Raw genomic sequence first — 17,303 nt, 5'->3', positions numbered from 1 at the left:
AAGAGTGCAGTCAGCGTCAAGCTTTGGCGTCGGGGGCGGTTCTACGGTCGTCGCGTGCTCGACGAACTCTCGAAGATGCCCGTCGCACGGCGGCGGCGCCTGGGGTCACGCTGGGGGCTCGGCGCGGTACTGCTCGCGCTGACCGCCTGGCTTTGCTGGACGGTCGTCACCAGCCCGAACCTTGACTGGGCGGTGATCGGATCCTATCTGTTCGCGGAACCGATCCTCAGCGGGGTCGGGGTGACGCTGCTGCTCACCGTCTCGACCCTGCTGTTCGGCCTGGTCCTCGGGATGCTGCTGGCCCTGATGAGGCAGTCTGACAACCCGGTGCTCAGCGCGGCCTACACGGCGTACGTCTGGTTCTTCCGTGGGACACCGCTGCTGGTCCAGCTGGTCTTCTGGTTCAACCTCGCGCTGCTGTTCCCCAGGATCGGCATCGGGATTCCCGGCACCTCACTCGGCTGGTACGGCGAGGCCAACACGCTGATCACCCCGTTCGTCGCGGCGCTGTTCGGCCTGGCGCTGCACGAGGCCGCGTACATGGCGGAGATCATCCGAGGCGGGTTCCTGGCCGTTCCGCGTGGCCAGGTGGACGCGGCGCTCATGATCGGCATGACCCCGGCGCAGGCGTCGCGGCGGATCGTGGTGCCGCAGGCCGTACGGGTGATCCTGCCCGCGCTCGGCAACCAGTTCATCCTCATCCTGAAGGGCACCTCGATGGTCTCGGTCATCGGCGGTGGCGACCTGCTGACCCGCGCCCAGCAGATCTACGGCCAGAACTACCAGGTCATCGCCCTGCTTCTGGTCGCCTCCCTGTGGTATCTGGCGCTGGTCAGCCTGGCCTCGATCGGCCAGCACTACCTTGAGCGGGGGCTGCGGTGAAGGGCGCGGTGAGTGTCAGGGGTCTGCGCAAGTCGTACGGCGCGACCCCGGTGCTGCGGGGCATCGACCTGGATGTGGCGCCTGGCGAGGTGGTCTGCTTCCTCGGCCCGTCGGGCGGCGGCAAGAGCACGTTGCTGCGCTGCATCGCCCACCTGGAGACCGTGGACGCCGGACTGGTCGCCGTGGACGGGGAAGTGGTCGGCTACGAGCCGAAGGACGGCAGGCTGGTCGAGTCGTCGCCGAAGCGGCTGGCCATGACGCGCCGCAAGATGGGCATGGTCTTCCAGCAGTTCAACCTGTTCGCGCACCTCACGGCGCTGGAGAACGTCATGCTCGGGCCGGTGAAAGTCCTGCGGCGGGACCGGCCCGAGGTCGAGAGGCGGGCACGGGACCTGCTGGGGCGGGTCGGGCTGGCGGCGCACGCGGACAAGCGCCCGGCACAGCTGTCCGGCGGCCAGCAGCAGCGGGTGGCGATCGCCCGCGCGCTGGCCATGGACCCGTCGGTGCTGCTGTTCGACGAGCCGACGAGCGCGCTCGACCCCGAACTGGTCGGCGAGGTCCTCGGCGTCATGCGCGACCTGGCCGGTCAGGGCATGACCATGCTCGTCGTCACCCACGAGGTGGGGTTCGCGCAGGAGGTGGGGGACACCGTGGTGTTCCTCCACGGCGGTGTCGTCGAGGAGCAGGGCCCGGCACAGCAGGTACTGCGTTCGCCCACGTCGGAGCGGACGGCGTCGTTCCTGGCCCGCGTCCTGTAGGGCCCCGAGAGGCACCCCGAAGCGCACAGCCCCGGAACCCGAGGTTCCAAGGCACCCCGAGGCAAGGCCCCGAGCCACCCCCCCCACGGGCTGCGAAGTACAGCCCGGCATGAGTTCGCAGAGCAAGGAGTGACATGTCAGTCATCACCCGTGGTTGTGTCCTGGTCGCGGCCGTGGCCGTACTCGCCGGGTGCGGCACCTCGACACCGGAGGCGTCCCCGTCCTCGGCCGCGCCCGCCCCGGGAGCCTCAGAGGCGCCGGCGGCGTCCGGCGCGGCGGCGCTGGTGCCCGACCGGATCAAGCAGGCGGGGGTCATCAACGTCGGCACGACCCTGCCGAACCTGCCCTACCTGCTGACCGACTCGGCCAACAACATCACCGGGGGCATCACCCCGGAGGTCGGCAAGGCGGTCGCCGCCAAGCTCGGCCTGGAGTACAAGATCCAGAACGTGGCCTGGGAGGCGCTGCTGCCGGGCGTCGCGGGCGGGCGGTACGACATGGCCGACGACGGCATCTCCGACACGCTCGAACGCCAGCAGATCGGCTACTTCGTCGACTACATGCAGTCCTCGCAGGTCCTGGTGACCAGCAAGGACAAGGCGGCGACGATCAAGTCGCTGGACGACGTCTGCGGCAAGAAGGTCGCCGCGATCCGTGGCACGACCGACGTGCAGGTGGTCAAGGACGCCTCGAAGAAGTGCGCCGACGGTGGCAAGCCCGCCGCGGAGGCGGTCGAGTTCCCCACGGCCCAGGACGCCGACCTGGCGCTGCGCTCGGGCCGGGTTGACGTGGAGGTGCTGGTCGCCGAGACCGCCAAGTACGCCATCAGCCAGGGCTCGCCGGTGGCGATCGTGGCCGAGGGCTTCGCGCCGACCTACGTCGGCATGTTCGTCGCGAAGAAGGACAAGGCCTTCGCCGACGCCCTGCTGGCCGCGCTGAAGGAACTCAAGGCGGACGGCACGCTCGACAAGATCCTCGACGGGTACGGTCTCAAGCCCATCGACGAGCCCGGAATCAACCTCGCCACCTCCTAGGGCCGGGTTCCACACGCAGAGGGGGTGAGCCGGATGTTGCCGATGCATGAGATCGAGGTGCCGGTACCGATGGGGCTCTCGCCCTTCGCCGTCGGTACCTTCGACGAGATGGGGTCGTGGTCGCGGGCCGCCTTCCCGCACCGTCACGTGTTCTACGAGATTCTCTACGTGAGCGCGGGAAGCGGCACCCACACCGTCGACTTCAGGTCGTCCCCGATCCGGCCCGACACGATGTACTTCATCGCGCCGGGTCAGGTTCACCACTGGACGTACGAGGTGCCCATGCAGGGCACGCTGGTGCTGTTCACCGAGGAGTTCCTGCTGTGGCAGGAGGAGCCGCCCTTCTTCCACGGTCTCAGCGAGCGTGCCGAACTGCGCCTGTCCGGGGTGGAGGCGGAGCGCATGGCGCGGTTGCTGGGGCTGATGTGCGAGGAGTACCGGGGGCGGGGCGCCGGGTTCGCCTCGATGCTCCAGTCGTACCTGCAGATCCTGCTGGTCACCAGCGGACGTCTGCTTGAGGCGGGCAACGGCGGCGGGGCCGTCACACGCTCCTCGGTGCTGGCGCGGGCCTTCACCCGGCTGGTCGCCAAGCACGTGATCGACGTCCGTTCCGTCCGGGCCTACGCGGAACGGCTCGGCGTCACCTCGGGGCACCTGGCGGAGACGGTCAAGGAGGCGACGGGACGCAGTCCGGGTGAGGTGATCAGGGACGCGCTCACGCTTGAGGCCAAGCGGCTGCTGGTGCAGAGCGACCTGTCGGTCGCGCAGATCGCCCGCGCGCTCGCCTTCGACGACGCCTCCTACTTCGGCCGGTTCTTCAAACGGGAGGCCGGGGTGACGCCGGGGGACTTCCGTCGGGAAATCCGGGAAAAGTACCAGCCTGGCCGTACCTAGTGCCTGTTCCCGCAGGTGAACACCTCCTTAATGTGGGAGAAATCCCAGTGTTGAGGAGGTCCGTGTGACTCGTGAGGTGACGACCGGCGGACACATCGGCGAGACGGACAGGGGCGTCGGTTCCTGATGGGAGAGACGATGTCGGTGACGTACGTCTCCGCCGAGGACACGGGGATGCTGGTGCTCAGACTGCCCGGGCACCTGGCGGCGGACTCCGCGACCGTCGAGCGGTTGAAGGACGCCGTACGGCACACCGCCGCCGGCTTCGTCGAAGCCGGTCCCGACGAGGATCCCCGTGGTGGCCTGCTGCCCAGGATCCGTGCCTACATCGACGACAACCTGGGCGATCCGGGCCTGTCACCGGAGTCGGTGGCCTCGGCGCACCACATCTCCACCAGCTACCTCTACAAGCTGTTCGCCCGGCAGGGCGTCTCGGTCGCCCGCTGGATCAGGCAGCGCCGCCTGGAACGTTGCAGGAAGGACCTGTCCGACCCCCGGCTCGGCGGCAGAGCCGTCGGCGAGGTGGGCGCGCAGTGGGGGTTCGCCGACTCCTCCTACTTCAGCAGGGTCTTCAGGCAGACGTACGGCTGCTCGCCCCGGGCCTACCGGCACGGCCTCAAGGCCTCCTGAGGCCGGTTTCGAGGCGTCCCGATCCCCGGAAAACGGTTGTGCACGTGGATGCGAGATGCGCAATGTCACGAAAGGCGCGTTGTCCACATATAGCTTGATCACTAGCGTCTCAGGCGTGGTTACACGACGACGATTCCTCGGCACGCTCGGTGCGAGCGCCCTCATTGTCGGCTTCGATCCTGTGGAGCGGGCGTGGGCGACCGGCCCCGGCTCCGGTGGACTCCAGCGCATCCCTCACCTGGACGGCGTCCTGCTCACCGATCTCGCCACCCGTCAGGCCGACGGCCGTGACCTCGGCAGGATCGTGAAGCGCCTACCCCGCGCGGTGCTTCGGCCCGGGTCCGTCCGCGACATCCAGAAAATGGTCCGCTTCTGCCGCGAGCACCGCATCCCGGTCTCCACCCGCGGCCAGGGGCACTCGACCCACGGGCAGGGGCTCACCGACGGTCTCATCATCGAGAACCGGTCGCTGTCCGCCATCCACTCGATCGGCCCCGACTCCATCACCGTGGGCTCCGGCGCGCTGTGGCGGGAGGCGGCCGACGCCGCCGCGCCCCGCGGTCTCACGCCCCCGCTGTTCACCACCTACGTCGGGCTCTCGGTCGGTGGAACGCTCTCGGTCGGCGGTGTCCCCGCGCAGAACAACTTCGGCGTGCAGATCGACCACGTCCGCGAGCTTGAGGTCGTCACCGGCGACGGCCGCCTGCACCGGTGCTCGATGGACCGCGAGCGGGACCTGTTCGAGGTGATGCTCGGCGGTCTCGGTCAGTGCGGCGTGATCACCCGCGCCACGCTCGACCTGGTGCCCTCCCGCTCGCTGGCGCGCAACTACATGATCCGCTACCCGGTCGCCGAGGTGGCGAGGGCCTGGGACGACCTGCACATCCTGCTGGACAGGAACGAGGTCGACGGGTCCTACCTGCTGATGTCCGTACCCGACGGCACGAACATCACCTGCCAGCTCAACGTGGTCGTCTTCCACGACGCCGACACCCCGCCCAACGACCAGCGCCTGCTGCGTGACCTGAGCGTCTCCCCGGCCTCCGCGGAGATCGAGAACAGCACCTACCTGGGGTGGGTGAAGCGCTACGACCCGGTCATCGAGCAGTGGCAGCGGCTGTGCGCCTGGGACGACCTGATCAAGCCGTGGTTCGACGTCATGCTCCCCGGGGAGTCGGCCGAGGCCTACGTCTCGGAGGTCATGCCGTCGCTCACCGCCCGCGACTACGGCCCCCCGACCGGCATCGGCTTCCTGTTCCCGCAGCGGCGGGCCAAGCTGACCAGGCCGTTCTTCCGGGTTCCGCCGGGCGACAGCGAGTACGTCTACCTGTTCGACATCCTCACCTCCTCTCCCGCGCCCGGCCCCGACGCGGCCTTCACCGCCGAGATGCTGGAGCGCAACCGCCGTCTGCACGCCAAGGCGCGGGCGATCGGCGGTACCCGCTACCCCATCGGCTCCCAAGACTTCACCAGGGCCGACTGGCGCGCCCAGTACGGCGACCGGTGGAACGACCTGGTGCGCCGCAAGGCGAAGTACGACCCCGACCACATCCTGACCCCCGGCCCGGGGATCTTCTGACCACGTCCGCGTCCCGCTCCGTGAAGAGCGGGACCCGGGCGGGTCCAGGGCCTCAACGGACAGGCCGACGCACGGCCCACGGCTGCTCCGGCACCCAGCGCGGGCCCCTGACCCCTCCGGCCTCCAGGAGGCCCGTGAACCCGGTCGGGAGCGAACGGCCGACGGTCGCGGGGCCGTACGGTCCCGGCCGTGGAGGTCCCGTGGACGAGGTCGATCTGGGCCGGGGCCTGTGTGAGGAACGGGTCTCCGGCATCGTCACCCGCCCCTCCGGTCTGACGCCGGCGAGTACCGCGGTCATACCTGGACGCTCACCGGGGAGGGCACCCCGGTGAGCGTCTTCGGCGAACCAGCGGAGTCGGTCCGTTGGCCGCCCGGACGGGAGGGGTGGAGGCGGCGGCAGGGTCGGGAAGCCCGGTCATCCGCCTTCACCCCATGGCTGTGACGCTCATCCACGAGCCGCCCGTGCTGAGGTCGGGCGGGGCGTCATCAGGTGATGAGCCGCCACAGAGCGGGGGTGGTCGACGGATCACCACCGTCCGCCGACGAATGGGCCTGGACGCACTTGTAGGTGCAGCCGTCGCAGGTGACCAGATCGCCGGCCGTGTAGTTGCGTGAGGCCGACCATAACGGCCACACGACACCCGGATTGGTGATGCGCGCCGGGCGTGAACCCCCGACGGGAGCGGCCAGGGCAGCGGCCACGCCGTACAGGATGACGCCCACGGAGACCATCGCGAATGTCGCGACGGCGGAGGGCACGCGGTCTGGTTTCATGTGACTCCTCGGGAGAGGGGAGAGCGAGCGTCCCCACACTGCCCTGGGCCCCGGGGGTATGAGGAGCCATCGCTTTTGCATATCCCCGTTGTATGGTTCGCGCATCGTCACGATCGCCTGTCCCGTGCGACGCACGGCCGACGGCGCCCGACCGGTTCCCGCCCGGCGGGATACGCCGTTCACGCTGGTCACAGCGGTCGCGTCAACCCTCACCGCCTCACGGGTCCCGCACCGCCCCGGCCGCGCCGAGCGTTCCGGCGGCCCTCGAACACTCACGTTCGCGGCCATACCGTTTGCCCACTCTCACGCGCGCATTACCCCCCTCACACCAACGCCGGCCACCGCCGTCCCATGGGGTACGGTGACCGGCTTACCAGGCCTTCTACACGACGGCCGCGTTAGGCGAGGGTCCACTGGGTGCCGATGGGTCTCCTTCCGAAGCGGTTCCCGGAGGGGGAGAGCCTCCGTGCGCCGGGAGCGCTCGCTTTCCCGCTGTTTCTGCGGGCTCCGACGGTGAGTTGTTCGGCCCTGGTGCCGCACCGTGCGGTGATAGAACCTTCTCCGCCATTGTTTCTGAGGATTTCGGCGCGGTTTTCATGCTTTTCTGAAAACGCTCCACATATCGCGGACGGCGTGGGGGCCGGTGTGCTCTCGGTGGCCGGATCGACTGCTTTCCTCATGTCGCTCTCCTGGTGGAAGGCCCGTGACATGCGCGACATGCCACGGGAGGGGTAAAGGGGATGCAGGTGAAGAATGGCAGTACATAGATATACACCATGGTGTACGAAACGGCCAAGATCGCGATCGAAATGGATTTTTATCCGCATCGGGAGTCGTTTGAATCCATTCGAATTCGATTTCAGAGAAGCTGAAACGCCTCCATTGCCGCGTCCAAAACCGGGCCACTCCGTCGGCCCGGGCGTTCCCCTCGCGCACGCCCTGCCCGGCGTCCTCGCCCCGAGCCCCGGGTTATGCCCCCTCACGGACGCGAACCTCGTTCGAGCGGGCGCTCGACGTCCTCGTTTCCAACGATCGATCAGAGCGGTTCGGGAGCCACCGCGGTCCAGGACACGGTGGCGAGGACCCCGGCGGCCCGGTGGGGAGTCGCCGGTCACGGGCCGCGCGTGCGCGTGCCGTGCGTGACCGAACGTGGGCGGCCCCGTCAGCCGTGCTGTTCGCCGGGGCGAACCAGTCCGCTCTCATAGGCGTAGACCGCCGCCTGGACGCGCGTGGTCAGGCCGAGCTTCATCAGGATCCGGGACAGGTGGGTCTTGACGGTGGCCTCGCCCAGGTGGAGCCGACCGGCGATCTGGATGTTGGTCAGCCCTCGCGCGAGCAGCTTCAGCACGTCCGTCTCGCGGCCGGTGAGCGTGTCGAGCCCGCTCGACCGGTCCGCGCTCCTCGCGGGGGCCGGCCAGTCGGCGAACGCGGCGATCACCCGCAGTGTGACGGCCGGATCGAGCAGCCCGTCTCCGGCCGCGACCGTCCTCAGCGCGGTGACCAGTTGTTCGGGCGGCGCGACCTTCAGCAGGAAACCGCTCACCCCGGCACGCAGCGCCGCGGTGACGTACTCGTCCTCGTCGAAGGTCGTCAGCACGATGACCTTGCTGTCCGGGTGGTCGCGGACGAGCCGGTGGGACGCCTCCAGCCCGTTCATGCGCGGCATGCGCACGTCGATGAGCACGACGTCCGGACGGGTGCGCGCGACGAGTTCGAGGGCCTCGGCCCCGTCGGACGCCTCGCCGACGACCTCGATGTCGGGCTCGCCGCTGAGCACCAGCCGCAGGCCGGTACGGATCATGGCCTCGTCGTCGACGAGGGCTACGGTGATCGGCATCGTGCCGTCCTTGTCAGGCGCGGGGGACTTGTCAGGTTCGGGGGAGAGGGAACCGGGCACGTACGGCGAAGCCGCCGTCCGGTTCCGGGCCGGTGTGCAGACTGCCCTGGACCATCGCCAGCCGTTCCCGCATGCCGACCAGGCCGTGGCCGGTCCGCCTCCCGTTGGGCGGGGTGGCGGGAGGGAGGCCGGTGCGGGCCTTCGCTGTCCTGGTCCGCGTCCCGTTCGCCGAAGGGGTGGGAGCGGGGGCGTTGTGCACTTCCATGGTGAGCGCCCGGTCGGTGTAGTCGATGGCGACCGAGGCCGGCGCTCCGCCCGCGTGCTGCAACACGTTGGTCAACGCCTCCTGAAGCACCCGGTACGCGGTGACGTCCAGCACCGGAGGCAACCGGGGCAGGTCGGAGGGAGCGTCCAGGGTGACGGCCAGCCCCGCGGCGCGTACGTCGGCGATCAACTCGTCGAGCCTGGCCAGCGACGGCATGAGGGCGAGCGGCTCGCCGTCGACGCGTTCGCGCAGGATGCCCACCAGGCCGCGCATCTCCTCGACGGTCTGCCGCCCGAGGCGCTCCAGCCCGGCCACGACCTCCTGCTCGGCCGGGCGGTCGGCGAGCAGCCTGCGCAGCGCGCCGAGCTGCAGGGTCATCACGCTGACCGAGTGCGCGACCGCGTCGTGCACCTCCCGGGCGATGTGCGTACGCTCCTGCACGACGGCGGCCTTGGCGACGACCTCGTTCTGGGCGTCGAGGGCGGCCGCGAGTTCGGCCAGCTTGACGGCCCGCTCGCCGTTGCGCCGCGCCAGCAGCCCCATGGACCAGCCCGGCAGCAGGATCAAGGGTACGAACAGCAGCTCCCACGGTGAAGCCGTGACGGCGGCGGTACCGGCGAAGGACGCGCCCGCGACGCACAGCGCCACGACCGAACGCCACCGTGGCTCGCGCCAGCCCGCCCAGGCGACCGCCCCGAGCAACCCGAGCATCGTCGCGCCGCCGACCCCGGGCGCTCCGAACACCACCATGCCCACCGGCAGGCAGACGGCTGCGACGATCGTGCCCGCCAGCGGCCACCAGGCCGCCGGTACCAGGCCGACGCCCATCACCACGCCCGAGACCCAGACGGCCGTGGAGGTCGCGTCGAAGAAGTCGTCCAGCCGGACCTCCACCACGGCCAGTACGGCGACCAGAGGTCCGAACACCATCGGGATGAGGCGTACGTTCCTCAGCCGGCTCATCGTCATGACCACCGATGGTAATCACGCCCGCCGCCCGCCGACTCCGCCGAACGACGGACCCTGGCAGCTCGGGGCATCCGTCGAACAGCGGACCCGGCCGCGGGCGGGTCCGCCCCGAAGGGGATTCATCACGGTGCGCGATGGCTGACCCGCCCGCCCCCGTCCCGGAGAGAGGGTGAAGCCCGCCAAGAAAAAGCACCAGGAGGTAAGAAATGACTCCCCTCACCCCATCCCCGGAGACCGAAGCCCGCGTCGCGGAGCCGGCGGCCCGGTTCCTGCGGCCGGCCGGTGGCGTCGCGCTGGTCGCCGGGCCCGTGCTGGTGTTCGCCGGGATGATGGCCTGCCCGCCGCAGAGCTCCGACTCGACCGCCGACTACGTCACCGCACTGGCCCGCGACTTCTTCCTGACCGAGCTGTCGGCGATCCTGCTGCACTACGGGCTGGTCGTGGGCGCGCTGGGCGCGCTGGCCGTGCCCGGGCTGGTGCGCGGGCGCAAGGGCCGCCTGCTCACGGTGGCCGGGGCGCTGGCCGCCGCGGTGAGCATGCTGAACGTGTCCGGCGCCGTGCGGGACGACTGGTGGCGCATGATCCTGGGCCGGCAGCTTGAGATGGACGCCGCGGTGCGCCTGTCCGACGCCGTGGACAAGGCCGCGTTCATGCCGCTGTGGAGTGGCACGGAGATCTTCGCCTTCCTCGGCCTGCTGGCCCTCAGCGTGGGGCTCGCCCGAGCGGGCGTGGCCGGATGGTGGCTCACCGCGGTCTACGTCGCGGCCTTCGCCGGAATGATGTTCATCCCGATCCACCTGACATATGTGGCGGGCACGGTCTTCACCCTGATGTTCCTGCCGCTCGCGGTCGCCGGCGTGCGCGTGCTGCGGCGCGAGCGGGCCGGTGCGTGACCACGATCCGCTCGCGCCGCGTACCTTGACGGTCTCGGAGCAGGGCGGGAAGCCACCGGCCCGATCGCCTTTCTGCCGTCGGTTCCCGCGTGCCCGTTCGGTCAGGCCGCGGCGAGATAGGTGGTCAGGCTGTCGAGCAGGAAGTTGCTGCCCTGCTCGGCCTGGTCGCGGTCTTCCGCGGCGTCGAAGGTCTGGAAGAGGCTGATCCGGGTGCGCTCGCCGTCGGCGGCCAGGTCGAGGGTCATCAGGACGGGCTCGTCGCGGCCGGGCACGTTCATGCCCATCACCAGGCGCTTGTTCTCCACGACCTCGACGTAGCCGCCCGTCAGCGGGACGCGGGCGCCGCCGGGGATGACCATGACCGAGCTCCAGGCGCCGCCGGGCCGGACGTCCAGGACGACTTCCTCGGCACTGGCCCACACGGCGTATTCGTCGGCGACGGTCCATGCGGCCCACACCTTGTCGGCAGGGGCGTCGAGGGTCCGGGTGATGGTGTAGTCGAAGCCGGCGGTGCTCATGGTGGGTCTCCTTCGTCTGTGCCGGAGGTTGGGGATCAACTGATCTCAAGGTATAGTAATGATCAGTGATAGTCAATGATCGTGAATAAACTTGGGAGTCGAGATGGATGCCGCCGCAGAGGAGCCGGACTTGGGGATGCTGGTCGGGCAGCTGGGCCGGGCGCTGCAGGAGGAGCTGTTCGCTCGACTCGCCGAGCAGGGCCACCCCCAGGTGCGGCCACGGCACGGCACGGTGCTGGCGGTACTGCCCGCCTCGGGTGTGCGGGCGACCGAGCTCGCGCAGCGGTCCGGGCAGCACAAGCAGATCGTCGGGGTCATCGTCGACGAGCTGGAGCGACTCGGCTACGTGCGCAGGGAGGCCGACCCGGCCGATCGGCGCGCGAAGCTCGTCGTCCCCACCGAGACCGGTCTGGACGAGATCGACAAGGCCCGCGCCATCCTGGCCAGGATCGAACGGCGGCACCGCCAGGAGCTGGGAGACGACGACTACCGGATCTTCAAGGCCGCCCTCGGGCACATCGCCCGTTCCCAGCGGGCTTGGCAGGCCCACGACCGGAAGGGCTGATTCAACAGTTCGGCCTCCTCGGCCGTCTATCCCGTGACGGGACGAGGAAAGGCAGGGGCCGGTGGAAGACGATTCCCGCTTCGAGGAGTTCGCGGCGGAACGCGCTGATGCCCTGCTGCGCTACGGCTACCTGCTCAGCGGCAATCCGCACGACGCCGCCGACCTCACGCAGGAGGCGTTGATCCGGCTGCACCAGGCCTGGCCACGGGTACGGCGGAAACAGGCTCCCGAGCCGTACGCCAAGATGATCATGGCCAGGCTGCACGTCAGCATCTGGCGGGTGCGCAGACGCGAGGCGCCGGACTGGGCGCTGCCCGAGACGGCGCGTTTCGACAGCCCGCCGTCCGACAGCGACGAGGGGCTGTGGCAGGCGCTCGCCACCCTGCCGCGCAAGCAGCGGGCCGTCCTGGTGCTGCGTTACTACGAGGACCTGTCCGACACGGAGATCGCCGACGTGCTCGGCGTCTCCCGGGGGACGGTACGCAGCCACGCCTCACTCGGCCTGGCCAGACTCCGTTCCGTCCTGCCCAGTCCCTCAGCGATCAACGGGAGCCCCGCATGACCGACCGGTTGGAATCCCGTCTGCGCTCGGCACTGGGAACCGCCGCCACCCGCGCGCCGCAGGCCCCGGCGAGGTTCTCCGCCGAGGTGGTGCTCCGGTCGCGGCGCCGTCGTACGCGCAGGAACGCGCTGGTGGCGGGCGTCTGCGTCGTCGCGGTCGCCGTGCCGGTCGCGGTGACGGTCGCCCGCGACACCGGGGGAGGCGGCATCGCCGCCGTCGTCGCTGCGACCCCCGTGACCCCCGTGACCCCCACTGCCTTCGAGGCCCCGCTCAGGAACCCGGACCCCATCGGGAAGCGCCTGACGATCGACAACCCCTCGGAGGGCCGTCCCCTCTCGCTCTGGTACGCCAGGGCGAAGGACGGCGCCACCGTCTTCTGCCGGAAGCACACCTCCAGGGCCGGAGGAGGAACCGAGTTCTGCGGCGAGGGGCCGGCGATCGACGGCGCGGAGGCGACGGACCAGGGGTCGACGGAGTCGTTCCCGCCCCCCGTCACGGGGAAGGTCCTGCACTACGGCACCGCCCAGGCCGGGATCACCCGGGTCGTGGCCGTGCTCAAGGGAGGCGGGCGGGTCACCGGCACGCTACGGATACCGCAGGACGCTCCCCAGGCCGTCTGGACCGTGACCGTTTCCGCGAAAGAACCGGTTACCGCGTTCGAGTTCCTGGACGGCCGGGGCAAGACGGTCAAAAGGATCGAGCGGCAGCCCCCGACGTTCCCCGAGACCGACGCGAAGCCGGTCGGCTCGACCGTGGAGACGTCCGGCGGCCTCGTCGTGGGCCTCTACGAGACGCCTGACAGGTCGCTGATCTGGAAGCTGGAGGGGCGGGCCGTCGCCATGAACACCCTCTCACCGGGAGGGCCGCTGACCGACATGGGCGGCAGGCCCATGAAGGTGGAGCTGAGGGAGCACGAAGACCGCTGGTTCGGCATCACCGGCGCCGGGACCGCCCGCGTCGCGCTGGTCTTCCGGGACGGCACGACGGTGACCGCCGACACCAGGCCGGAACCGTGGCAGGCGGGCGGCTTCCGGATGTTCGCCGGGATGCAACGGCACACCGACGACATCTACGCCGAGGGCTTCGAGCTCATCGGCTACGACAGGAGCGGTGCGGAGCTCTGGCGCGAGGACCACGGCCCCACACGCTAGAGGCACGAGGCAGCCGTACGGCAGGGCGGTCAACGGGGGCGGCCGTCCTGCCGTACCCGGTGTGAACCCGGCGAGATCCGGCAGCCGGGAAGTCGTGCCGACGCCCGCCGGAGAGGTCGAGGAACGGCACCAAAAAGAACCATAAGCCACCATGATTTCCGGGTTGCCGTGGAAAACAAGGTGAATTCCATCCTCAATGGACTTCCTGTGTCCAGGGCCCGGAAACGGCGGGAAGAAAAGCGACGTAAACCTTTCCTGGGAATCCATGTGTCACCGTCGTGACCTGTCCCTACGCTGGGTGCGAGTGCTCTGTTTCGGGGGCGGGACACGGGAAGAGGAGTAAATGGGAGACCGTAAGGAAAGGTGCGAGCCTCGCATTTCCGGGGTGACGCCGTCACGGCCGGACGGTGACGCTCATCGGGGCCAGAGGAAATGACGACCTCGCACCAGGACCGGCGGGCACTGCGTGACATGTTGCGGAAGTCGGGCGTGTTGACCCCCGACTGGGGGGCCGCCTTCGAGGTGGTTCCCCGGCATCTCTTCCTGCCCGAGGTGATGTGGCCCTCTACCGAGGAGGGGCACACGGCCGTCTCCAGGATCCACGACCCCGACGGGTGGTGGCACTGGGCCAACGCCGACGTGCCCATCGTCACCCAGTGGGACGACGGCACCCACCTCGGTCTTCGTCACGGCGTGCTGGCCACCAGCTCCAGCTCGATGCCGACCGCGGTGTTCTCCATGTTCGCCGAACTCCTGGTGTTCGAGGGCGCGAAGGTCCTGGAGATCGGCACCGGCACCGGCTGGTGCGCCGCCCTGCTGTCGGCCCGGCTGGGTGAGAGGAACGTGGTGTCGGTCGAGATCGACGAGGAGGTGGCCGACACCGCGCGCAGGTCACTGGCCGCCGCGGGCTGGCACCCCGAGATCGTCGTCGGGGACGGCCTGCTCGGCAGCCCGGAGCACGCGCCGTACGACCGGGTGCTTGTGACGGCGGGGGTGCGTGAGGTTCCGCGCGCGTGGATCGAGCAGACGAGACCGGGTGGGGTGCTGGTGATGCCGTGGGGCACCCACTACACCGGGCAGAACCCGCTGGTGCGGCTGGTCGTCAACGACGACGGCAGCGCGGGAGGGCGTTTCTCCAGCGCCGCGCGGTTCATGCATCTGCGGTCCCAGCGTGACCGCCGGGTCGCACGGGCCGACTACGTCCCCGGCGACGAGTGGCCGGGGGACACCCGCCGGTCGTTCACCGATCTGCCGGTGGACGAGGTCATGGACGACTCCGGCTACGCGGTCTTCGACTTCGTGGCCGGTCTGCTGGTGCCCGGGTGCGTCCACGCCCACGGCCGCACCCGGTCCGGCAACCGGACCATGTGGCTGTACGGCCTGGACGACCTGTCCTGGGCCGCGGTGTTCTTCGACGAGGAGTACTCCTTGGAGTCGCGGGTCTTCCAGGGCGGGCCGCGCGACCTGTGGGACGAGGTCGAGGCCGCCCACCGGTGGTGGACGGAGCAGGGACGGCCTCGGCACGAGGAGTTCGGGCTGACGGTCACCGCGGACGGCCGCCAGGAGGTGTGGTTCCGGGAGCCCGCCGTCCTCCTGCCCCGATCCGAGACCGCGCCGGCTGAGGCGGGCGGCTGACGGGACACCGATCCCGGTGTCCCGTCAGGTCGGGGCAGTCAGTAGTGGCTGTTCATGGCGGCGCGTACCTCGGCGAGGGTGGCGTCGGCCACGGCCCTGGTCCGCTCGTTGCCCTCGCGCAGCACCCCGCGGAGGTGGGCGCGGTCCCGGGCGTACTCGGCCCGGCGGGCCCTGATCGGCGCCAGATACTCGTTGACCGCCTCGGTCACGGTCCTCTTCAGCGCGGCGGCCCCCGCGGAACCGATCTCCTCGGCCACCCGCAGCGGAGAGCGGTCCAGGCACAGGGCCGCCAGCAGGACGAGGGAGGACACCTCGGGGCGGGCGACCGGGTCGTAGGTGATGTGCCGCTCGGCGTCGGTCTTGGCCCCCCTGATCAGGCGGGCGGTCGCGTCGGCGTCGGCGGACAGGGCGATGGCGTTGCCCCGGCTCTTGCTCATCTTGGTGCCGTCCGTCCCCAGCAGGAGCGGGGCGTTCGACAGCAGCGCCTCGGGCTGGGGGAACACCGCGGTGCCGTCGCCGTACCGGTCGTTGAAACGGCGGGCGACGGTCCGGGTGAGCTCCAGGTGGGGAAGCTGGTCCTGGCCGACCGGGACCAGGTTGGCCTTGCAGGAGAGGATGTCGGCGGCCTGGTGGACGGGATAGGTGAACATCAGGCCGTTGACGGACGACTGGCGCGAGTGGGCGATCTCGTCCTTGACCGTGGGGTTGCGGTTGAGCTCGGAGACGGAGACGAGGCTCAGGAAGGGCAGCATCAACTGGTTGAGCGCGGGGACGGCGCTGTGGGTGAAGATCGTGCTGCGCGCCGGGTCGATGCCGATGGCGAGATAGTCCAGCACCAGTTCCTCGACGTACTCGGTCAGGTTGTCCGCCACGTCACGGTCGGTCAGGACCTGGTAGTCGGGGATGATCACGAACATCTCCACCCCGAGGTTCTGCAGCCGCACCCGGTTGTGCAGCGTGCCGAAGTAGTGCCCGAGGTGCAGCCGCCCGGTCGGACGGTCGCCCGTCAGCACCCGGAAACGTCCGGGGTCCTTGAGGATCAACTCCTCCAGGACGGCGCTGCGGGCCTGCGCGGCGGACGTGCCGAGGGTGTCGGGAGCTTCCTGCGCTTCCGGTGTTTCCGTGGAGGGGGCCGTGGTCTGGACGGTGCTCATGAGGTCTCCTGGTGGGTCGGTCGAGCCGTCGGGATGACACGAGCCCTGGTCCAGGAACACGAAAGGGCCGTTCATCCGAACGGCCCGGTCATGCGCGAGAGGTGCCGCTCCTACGAGGAGCGCCACCAGCTCAGACATGATGAGAAGTACACACCCCCATGATAACCACCGGCCCACCATGCCTTCGGCCGCCGGTGCCGTACGCCCGGAACCTAGAGGTCGGGCCTGTGGGGCAGGCGGTGGGCGGTGAGGCGGTGGGGGTTGGGCCAGTGGACGTCGTCGGCCCAGTCGGCCAGTTCGAACCAGCGGATCAGGCGGGCGCTCGGGTCGAGTTGCCCCCTGAGGACCCCGTGCCTGGCGCAGGTGGGTTCGGCGTGGTGCCAGTTGTGCCAGCCCTCGCCGAGGGTCAGCATCGCCACCCAGCGGACGTTCGACGAGCGGTCCCTGGTCGCGAACGGGCGGTCCCCGAAGGTGTGGGAGACGGAGTTCACCGACCACGTGACGTGGTGCACCACGGCGTAGCGGACCAGGCCGCCCCAGAACAGCGCGCTCAACGCCCCCTGCCACGACATCGACCACAGCCCGCCGACGACCGTGGGCAGTGCGAAGGACAGCGCCACGACGGCCGGGTAGGCGGCGTCGAAACGCCGGACGTCGGGGTCGGCCAGCAGGTCGGGCACCCAGTGCGACCGGCTCGACCGGCGGCGGGCGGTGTAGAACCAGCCGACGTGGGCGTGGGCCATGCCGCGCAGCAACGCCAGGCCGCTCTCGCCGTACCGCCACGGGGAGTGCGGGTCGCCCTCGCGGTCGGCGTACTTGTGGTGGCGGCGGTGCTCGGCGGCCCACAGCGTGACCGGTCCCTCGACGGCCATGCCGCCGGCCAGCATCAGCGCGATCCGCAGCGGCCTGCGGCACCGGAAGGAGCGGTGGGTGAACAGCCGGTGGTAGCCGATGGCGATGCCGAAGATGTTGACGAAGTACATCACGACCGCGATGACCAGGTCGCGCGGCCCGACCCCCCACCCCCACGCGACCGGTACGGCCAGCGCCAGGAGCGCCGCGGGAAGCACCACGAGGACGACGAGGTAGGCGGCCCTGCGGCCGGTGGGGACCGTGACCGTCTCCGCCGTCCGCTGGTCGGGGCGTGAGTCGGGCGACGGGGCCACGTTTTCTCCCTGCGGTCGGTCGGGGCGGTTTCGGACC

At 70.0% G+C, this 17,303-nt stretch carries 17 protein-coding genes; 11 read left to right on the top strand and 6 right to left on the bottom strand.

The window, feature by feature from the left end; all coding sequences use genetic code 11:
• Positions 1–54: 54 nt before the first annotated feature.
• The 6 genes from ACFYY8_RS30545 to ACFYY8_RS30520 all read left to right on the top strand — a co-directional run bounded on the left by ACFYY8_RS30545 (position 55) and on the right by ACFYY8_RS30520 (position 5,777).
• Positions 55–882, top strand: coding sequence for an amino acid ABC transporter permease (locus tag ACFYY8_RS30545; protein WP_390046853.1), 828 nt, complete (start codon positions 55–57; stop codon positions 880–882).
• The gene (locus ACFYY8_RS30540) at positions 879–1,640 is read left to right on the top strand and encodes an amino acid ABC transporter ATP-binding protein (RefSeq protein ID WP_390046851.1); all 762 of its coding nucleotides are present in this window, start codon (positions 879–881) and stop codon (positions 1,638–1,640) included. The genes ACFYY8_RS30545 and ACFYY8_RS30540 overlap by 4 nt, the downstream gene beginning before the upstream one ends.
• Before the next feature lie 134 nt (positions 1,641–1,774).
• Complete coding sequence (locus tag ACFYY8_RS30535; RefSeq protein WP_390046849.1) at positions 1,775–2,674, top strand: transporter substrate-binding domain-containing protein; 900 nt, start codon at positions 1,775–1,777, stop codon at positions 2,672–2,674.
• 33 nt (positions 2,675–2,707) lie between these two features.
• A complete protein-coding gene (locus ACFYY8_RS30530; protein ID WP_390046847.1) occupies positions 2,708–3,568 on the top strand; it encodes a helix-turn-helix domain-containing protein in 861 nt (286 codons plus the stop codon).
• Positions 3,569–3,706: 138 nt separating this feature from the next.
• Positions 3,707–4,198 (top strand): helix-turn-helix domain-containing protein, encoded by a 492-nt coding sequence (locus tag ACFYY8_RS30525; RefSeq protein ID WP_390046845.1) that lies wholly within the window; start codon positions 3,707–3,709, stop codon positions 4,196–4,198.
• 115 nt (positions 4,199–4,313) lie between these two features.
• Positions 4,314–5,777 (top strand): FAD-binding protein, encoded by a 1,464-nt coding sequence (locus ACFYY8_RS30520; protein WP_390046843.1) that lies wholly within the window; start codon positions 4,314–4,316, stop codon positions 5,775–5,777.
• A 486-nt stretch (positions 5,778–6,263) separates the two neighbouring features.
• On the opposite strand, the gene ACFYY8_RS30515 is transcribed toward ACFYY8_RS30520, so the two are convergent.
• The 3 genes from ACFYY8_RS30515 to ACFYY8_RS30505 all read right to left on the bottom strand — a co-directional run bounded on the left by ACFYY8_RS30515 (position 6,264) and on the right by ACFYY8_RS30505 (position 9,622).
• Positions 6,264–6,551, bottom strand: coding sequence for a carbohydrate-binding protein (locus ACFYY8_RS30515; protein WP_352014484.1), 288 nt, complete (start codon positions 6,549–6,551; stop codon positions 6,264–6,266).
• A 1,162-nt stretch (positions 6,552–7,713) separates the two neighbouring features.
• A complete protein-coding gene (locus ACFYY8_RS30510; RefSeq protein ID WP_390046840.1) occupies positions 7,714–8,388 on the bottom strand; it encodes a response regulator in 675 nt (224 codons plus the stop codon).
• Positions 8,389–8,419: 31 nt separating this feature from the next.
• Entirely contained in the window at positions 8,420–9,622 is a 1,203-nt protein-coding gene (locus ACFYY8_RS30505) for a sensor histidine kinase (RefSeq protein ID WP_390046838.1), read from the bottom strand.
• A gap of 206 nt (positions 9,623–9,828) precedes the next feature.
• Here ACFYY8_RS30505 and ACFYY8_RS30500 point away from each other — a divergent pair, with 206 nt between their 5' ends.
• The gene (locus ACFYY8_RS30500; protein ID WP_390046836.1) at positions 9,829–10,515 is read left to right on the top strand and encodes a hypothetical protein; all 687 of its coding nucleotides are present in this window, start codon (positions 9,829–9,831) and stop codon (positions 10,513–10,515) included.
• A 101-nt stretch (positions 10,516–10,616) separates the two neighbouring features.
• Here ACFYY8_RS30500 and ACFYY8_RS30495 read toward each other — a convergent pair whose 3' ends face one another.
• Positions 10,617–11,033 carry an SRPBCC domain-containing protein gene (locus ACFYY8_RS30495; protein WP_390046834.1) on the bottom strand — a complete coding sequence of 139 codons (417 nt, stop codon included), beginning with the start codon at positions 11,031–11,033 and terminating at the stop codon, positions 10,617–10,619.
• 103 nt (positions 11,034–11,136) lie between these two features.
• Here ACFYY8_RS30495 and ACFYY8_RS30490 point away from each other — a divergent pair, with 103 nt between their 5' ends.
• From ACFYY8_RS30490 to ACFYY8_RS30475, 4 genes are all read left to right on the top strand, one after another.
• Positions 11,137–11,598, top strand: a complete 462-nt coding sequence (locus tag ACFYY8_RS30490) for a MarR family winged helix-turn-helix transcriptional regulator (protein WP_390046832.1) — start codon at positions 11,137–11,139, stop codon at positions 11,596–11,598.
• 61 nt (positions 11,599–11,659) lie between these two features.
• Complete coding sequence (locus ACFYY8_RS30485; protein WP_390046830.1) at positions 11,660–12,160, top strand: SigE family RNA polymerase sigma factor; 501 nt, start codon at positions 11,660–11,662, stop codon at positions 12,158–12,160.
• Complete coding sequence (locus ACFYY8_RS30480) at positions 12,157–13,311, top strand: hypothetical protein (protein ID WP_390046828.1); 1,155 nt, start codon at positions 12,157–12,159, stop codon at positions 13,309–13,311. Before ACFYY8_RS30485 ends, ACFYY8_RS30480 begins: the two co-directional genes overlap by 4 nt.
• A gap of 432 nt (positions 13,312–13,743) precedes the next feature.
• Complete coding sequence (locus ACFYY8_RS30475; protein ID WP_390046826.1) at positions 13,744–14,946, top strand: methyltransferase domain-containing protein; 1,203 nt, start codon at positions 13,744–13,746, stop codon at positions 14,944–14,946.
• Positions 14,947–14,984: 38 nt separating this feature from the next.
• Here ACFYY8_RS30475 and trpS read toward each other — a convergent pair whose 3' ends face one another.
• Together trpS and ACFYY8_RS30465 are read right to left on the bottom strand one after the other, a co-directional pair.
• Positions 14,985–16,100 (bottom strand): tryptophan--tRNA ligase, encoded by a 1,116-nt coding sequence (trpS, locus tag ACFYY8_RS30470; RefSeq protein ID WP_390046825.1) that lies wholly within the window; start codon positions 16,098–16,100, stop codon positions 14,985–14,987.
• Positions 16,101–16,312: 212 nt separating this feature from the next.
• A complete protein-coding gene (locus ACFYY8_RS30465) occupies positions 16,313–17,266 on the bottom strand; it encodes an acyl-CoA desaturase (protein ID WP_390046823.1) in 954 nt (317 codons plus the stop codon).
• Positions 17,267–17,303: the final 37 nt, after the last annotated feature.

The organism is Streptosporangium sp. NPDC001559 (assembly GCF_042893955.1).
Lineage (GTDB): Bacteria > Actinomycetota > Actinomycetes > Streptosporangiales > Streptosporangiaceae > Streptosporangium.
This window is presented reverse-complemented; position numbering and strand designations above follow the sequence as displayed.

Excerpts from the sequence above, each read along its gene's own strand:
- ACFYY8_RS30530 (WP_390046847.1), top strand. The coding sequence starts at position 2,708 with ATGTTGCCGATGCATGAGATCGAGGTGCCGGTACCGATGGGGCTCTCG.
- ACFYY8_RS30535 (WP_390046849.1), top strand. The coding sequence starts at position 1,775 with ATGTCAGTCATCACCCGTGGTTGTGTCCTGGTCGCGGCCGTGGCCGTA.
- ACFYY8_RS30515 (WP_352014484.1), bottom strand. The coding sequence starts at position 6,551 with ATGAAACCAGACCGCGTGCCCTCCGCCGTCGCGACATTCGCGATGGTC.
- ACFYY8_RS30510 (WP_390046840.1), bottom strand. The coding sequence starts at position 8,388 with ATGCCGATCACCGTAGCCCTCGTCGACGACGAGGCCATGATCCGTACC.
- ACFYY8_RS30525 (WP_390046845.1), top strand. The coding sequence starts at position 3,707 with ATGTCGGTGACGTACGTCTCCGCCGAGGACACGGGGATGCTGGTGCTC.
- ACFYY8_RS30495 (WP_390046834.1), bottom strand. The coding sequence starts at position 11,033 with ATGAGCACCGCCGGCTTCGACTACACCATCACCCGGACCCTCGACGCC.
- ACFYY8_RS30500 (WP_390046836.1), top strand. The coding sequence starts at position 9,829 with ATGACTCCCCTCACCCCATCCCCGGAGACCGAAGCCCGCGTCGCGGAG.
- ACFYY8_RS30490 (WP_390046832.1), top strand. The coding sequence starts at position 11,137 with ATGGATGCCGCCGCAGAGGAGCCGGACTTGGGGATGCTGGTCGGGCAG.
- trpS (WP_390046825.1), bottom strand. The coding sequence starts at position 16,100 with ATGAGCACCGTCCAGACCACGGCCCCCTCCACGGAAACACCGGAAGCG.
- ACFYY8_RS30480 (WP_390046828.1), top strand. The coding sequence starts at position 12,157 with ATGACCGACCGGTTGGAATCCCGTCTGCGCTCGGCACTGGGAACCGCC.
- ACFYY8_RS30475 (WP_390046826.1), top strand. The coding sequence starts at position 13,744 with ATGACGACCTCGCACCAGGACCGGCGGGCACTGCGTGACATGTTGCGG.
- ACFYY8_RS30505 (WP_390046838.1), bottom strand. The coding sequence starts at position 9,622 with ATGACGATGAGCCGGCTGAGGAACGTACGCCTCATCCCGATGGTGTTC.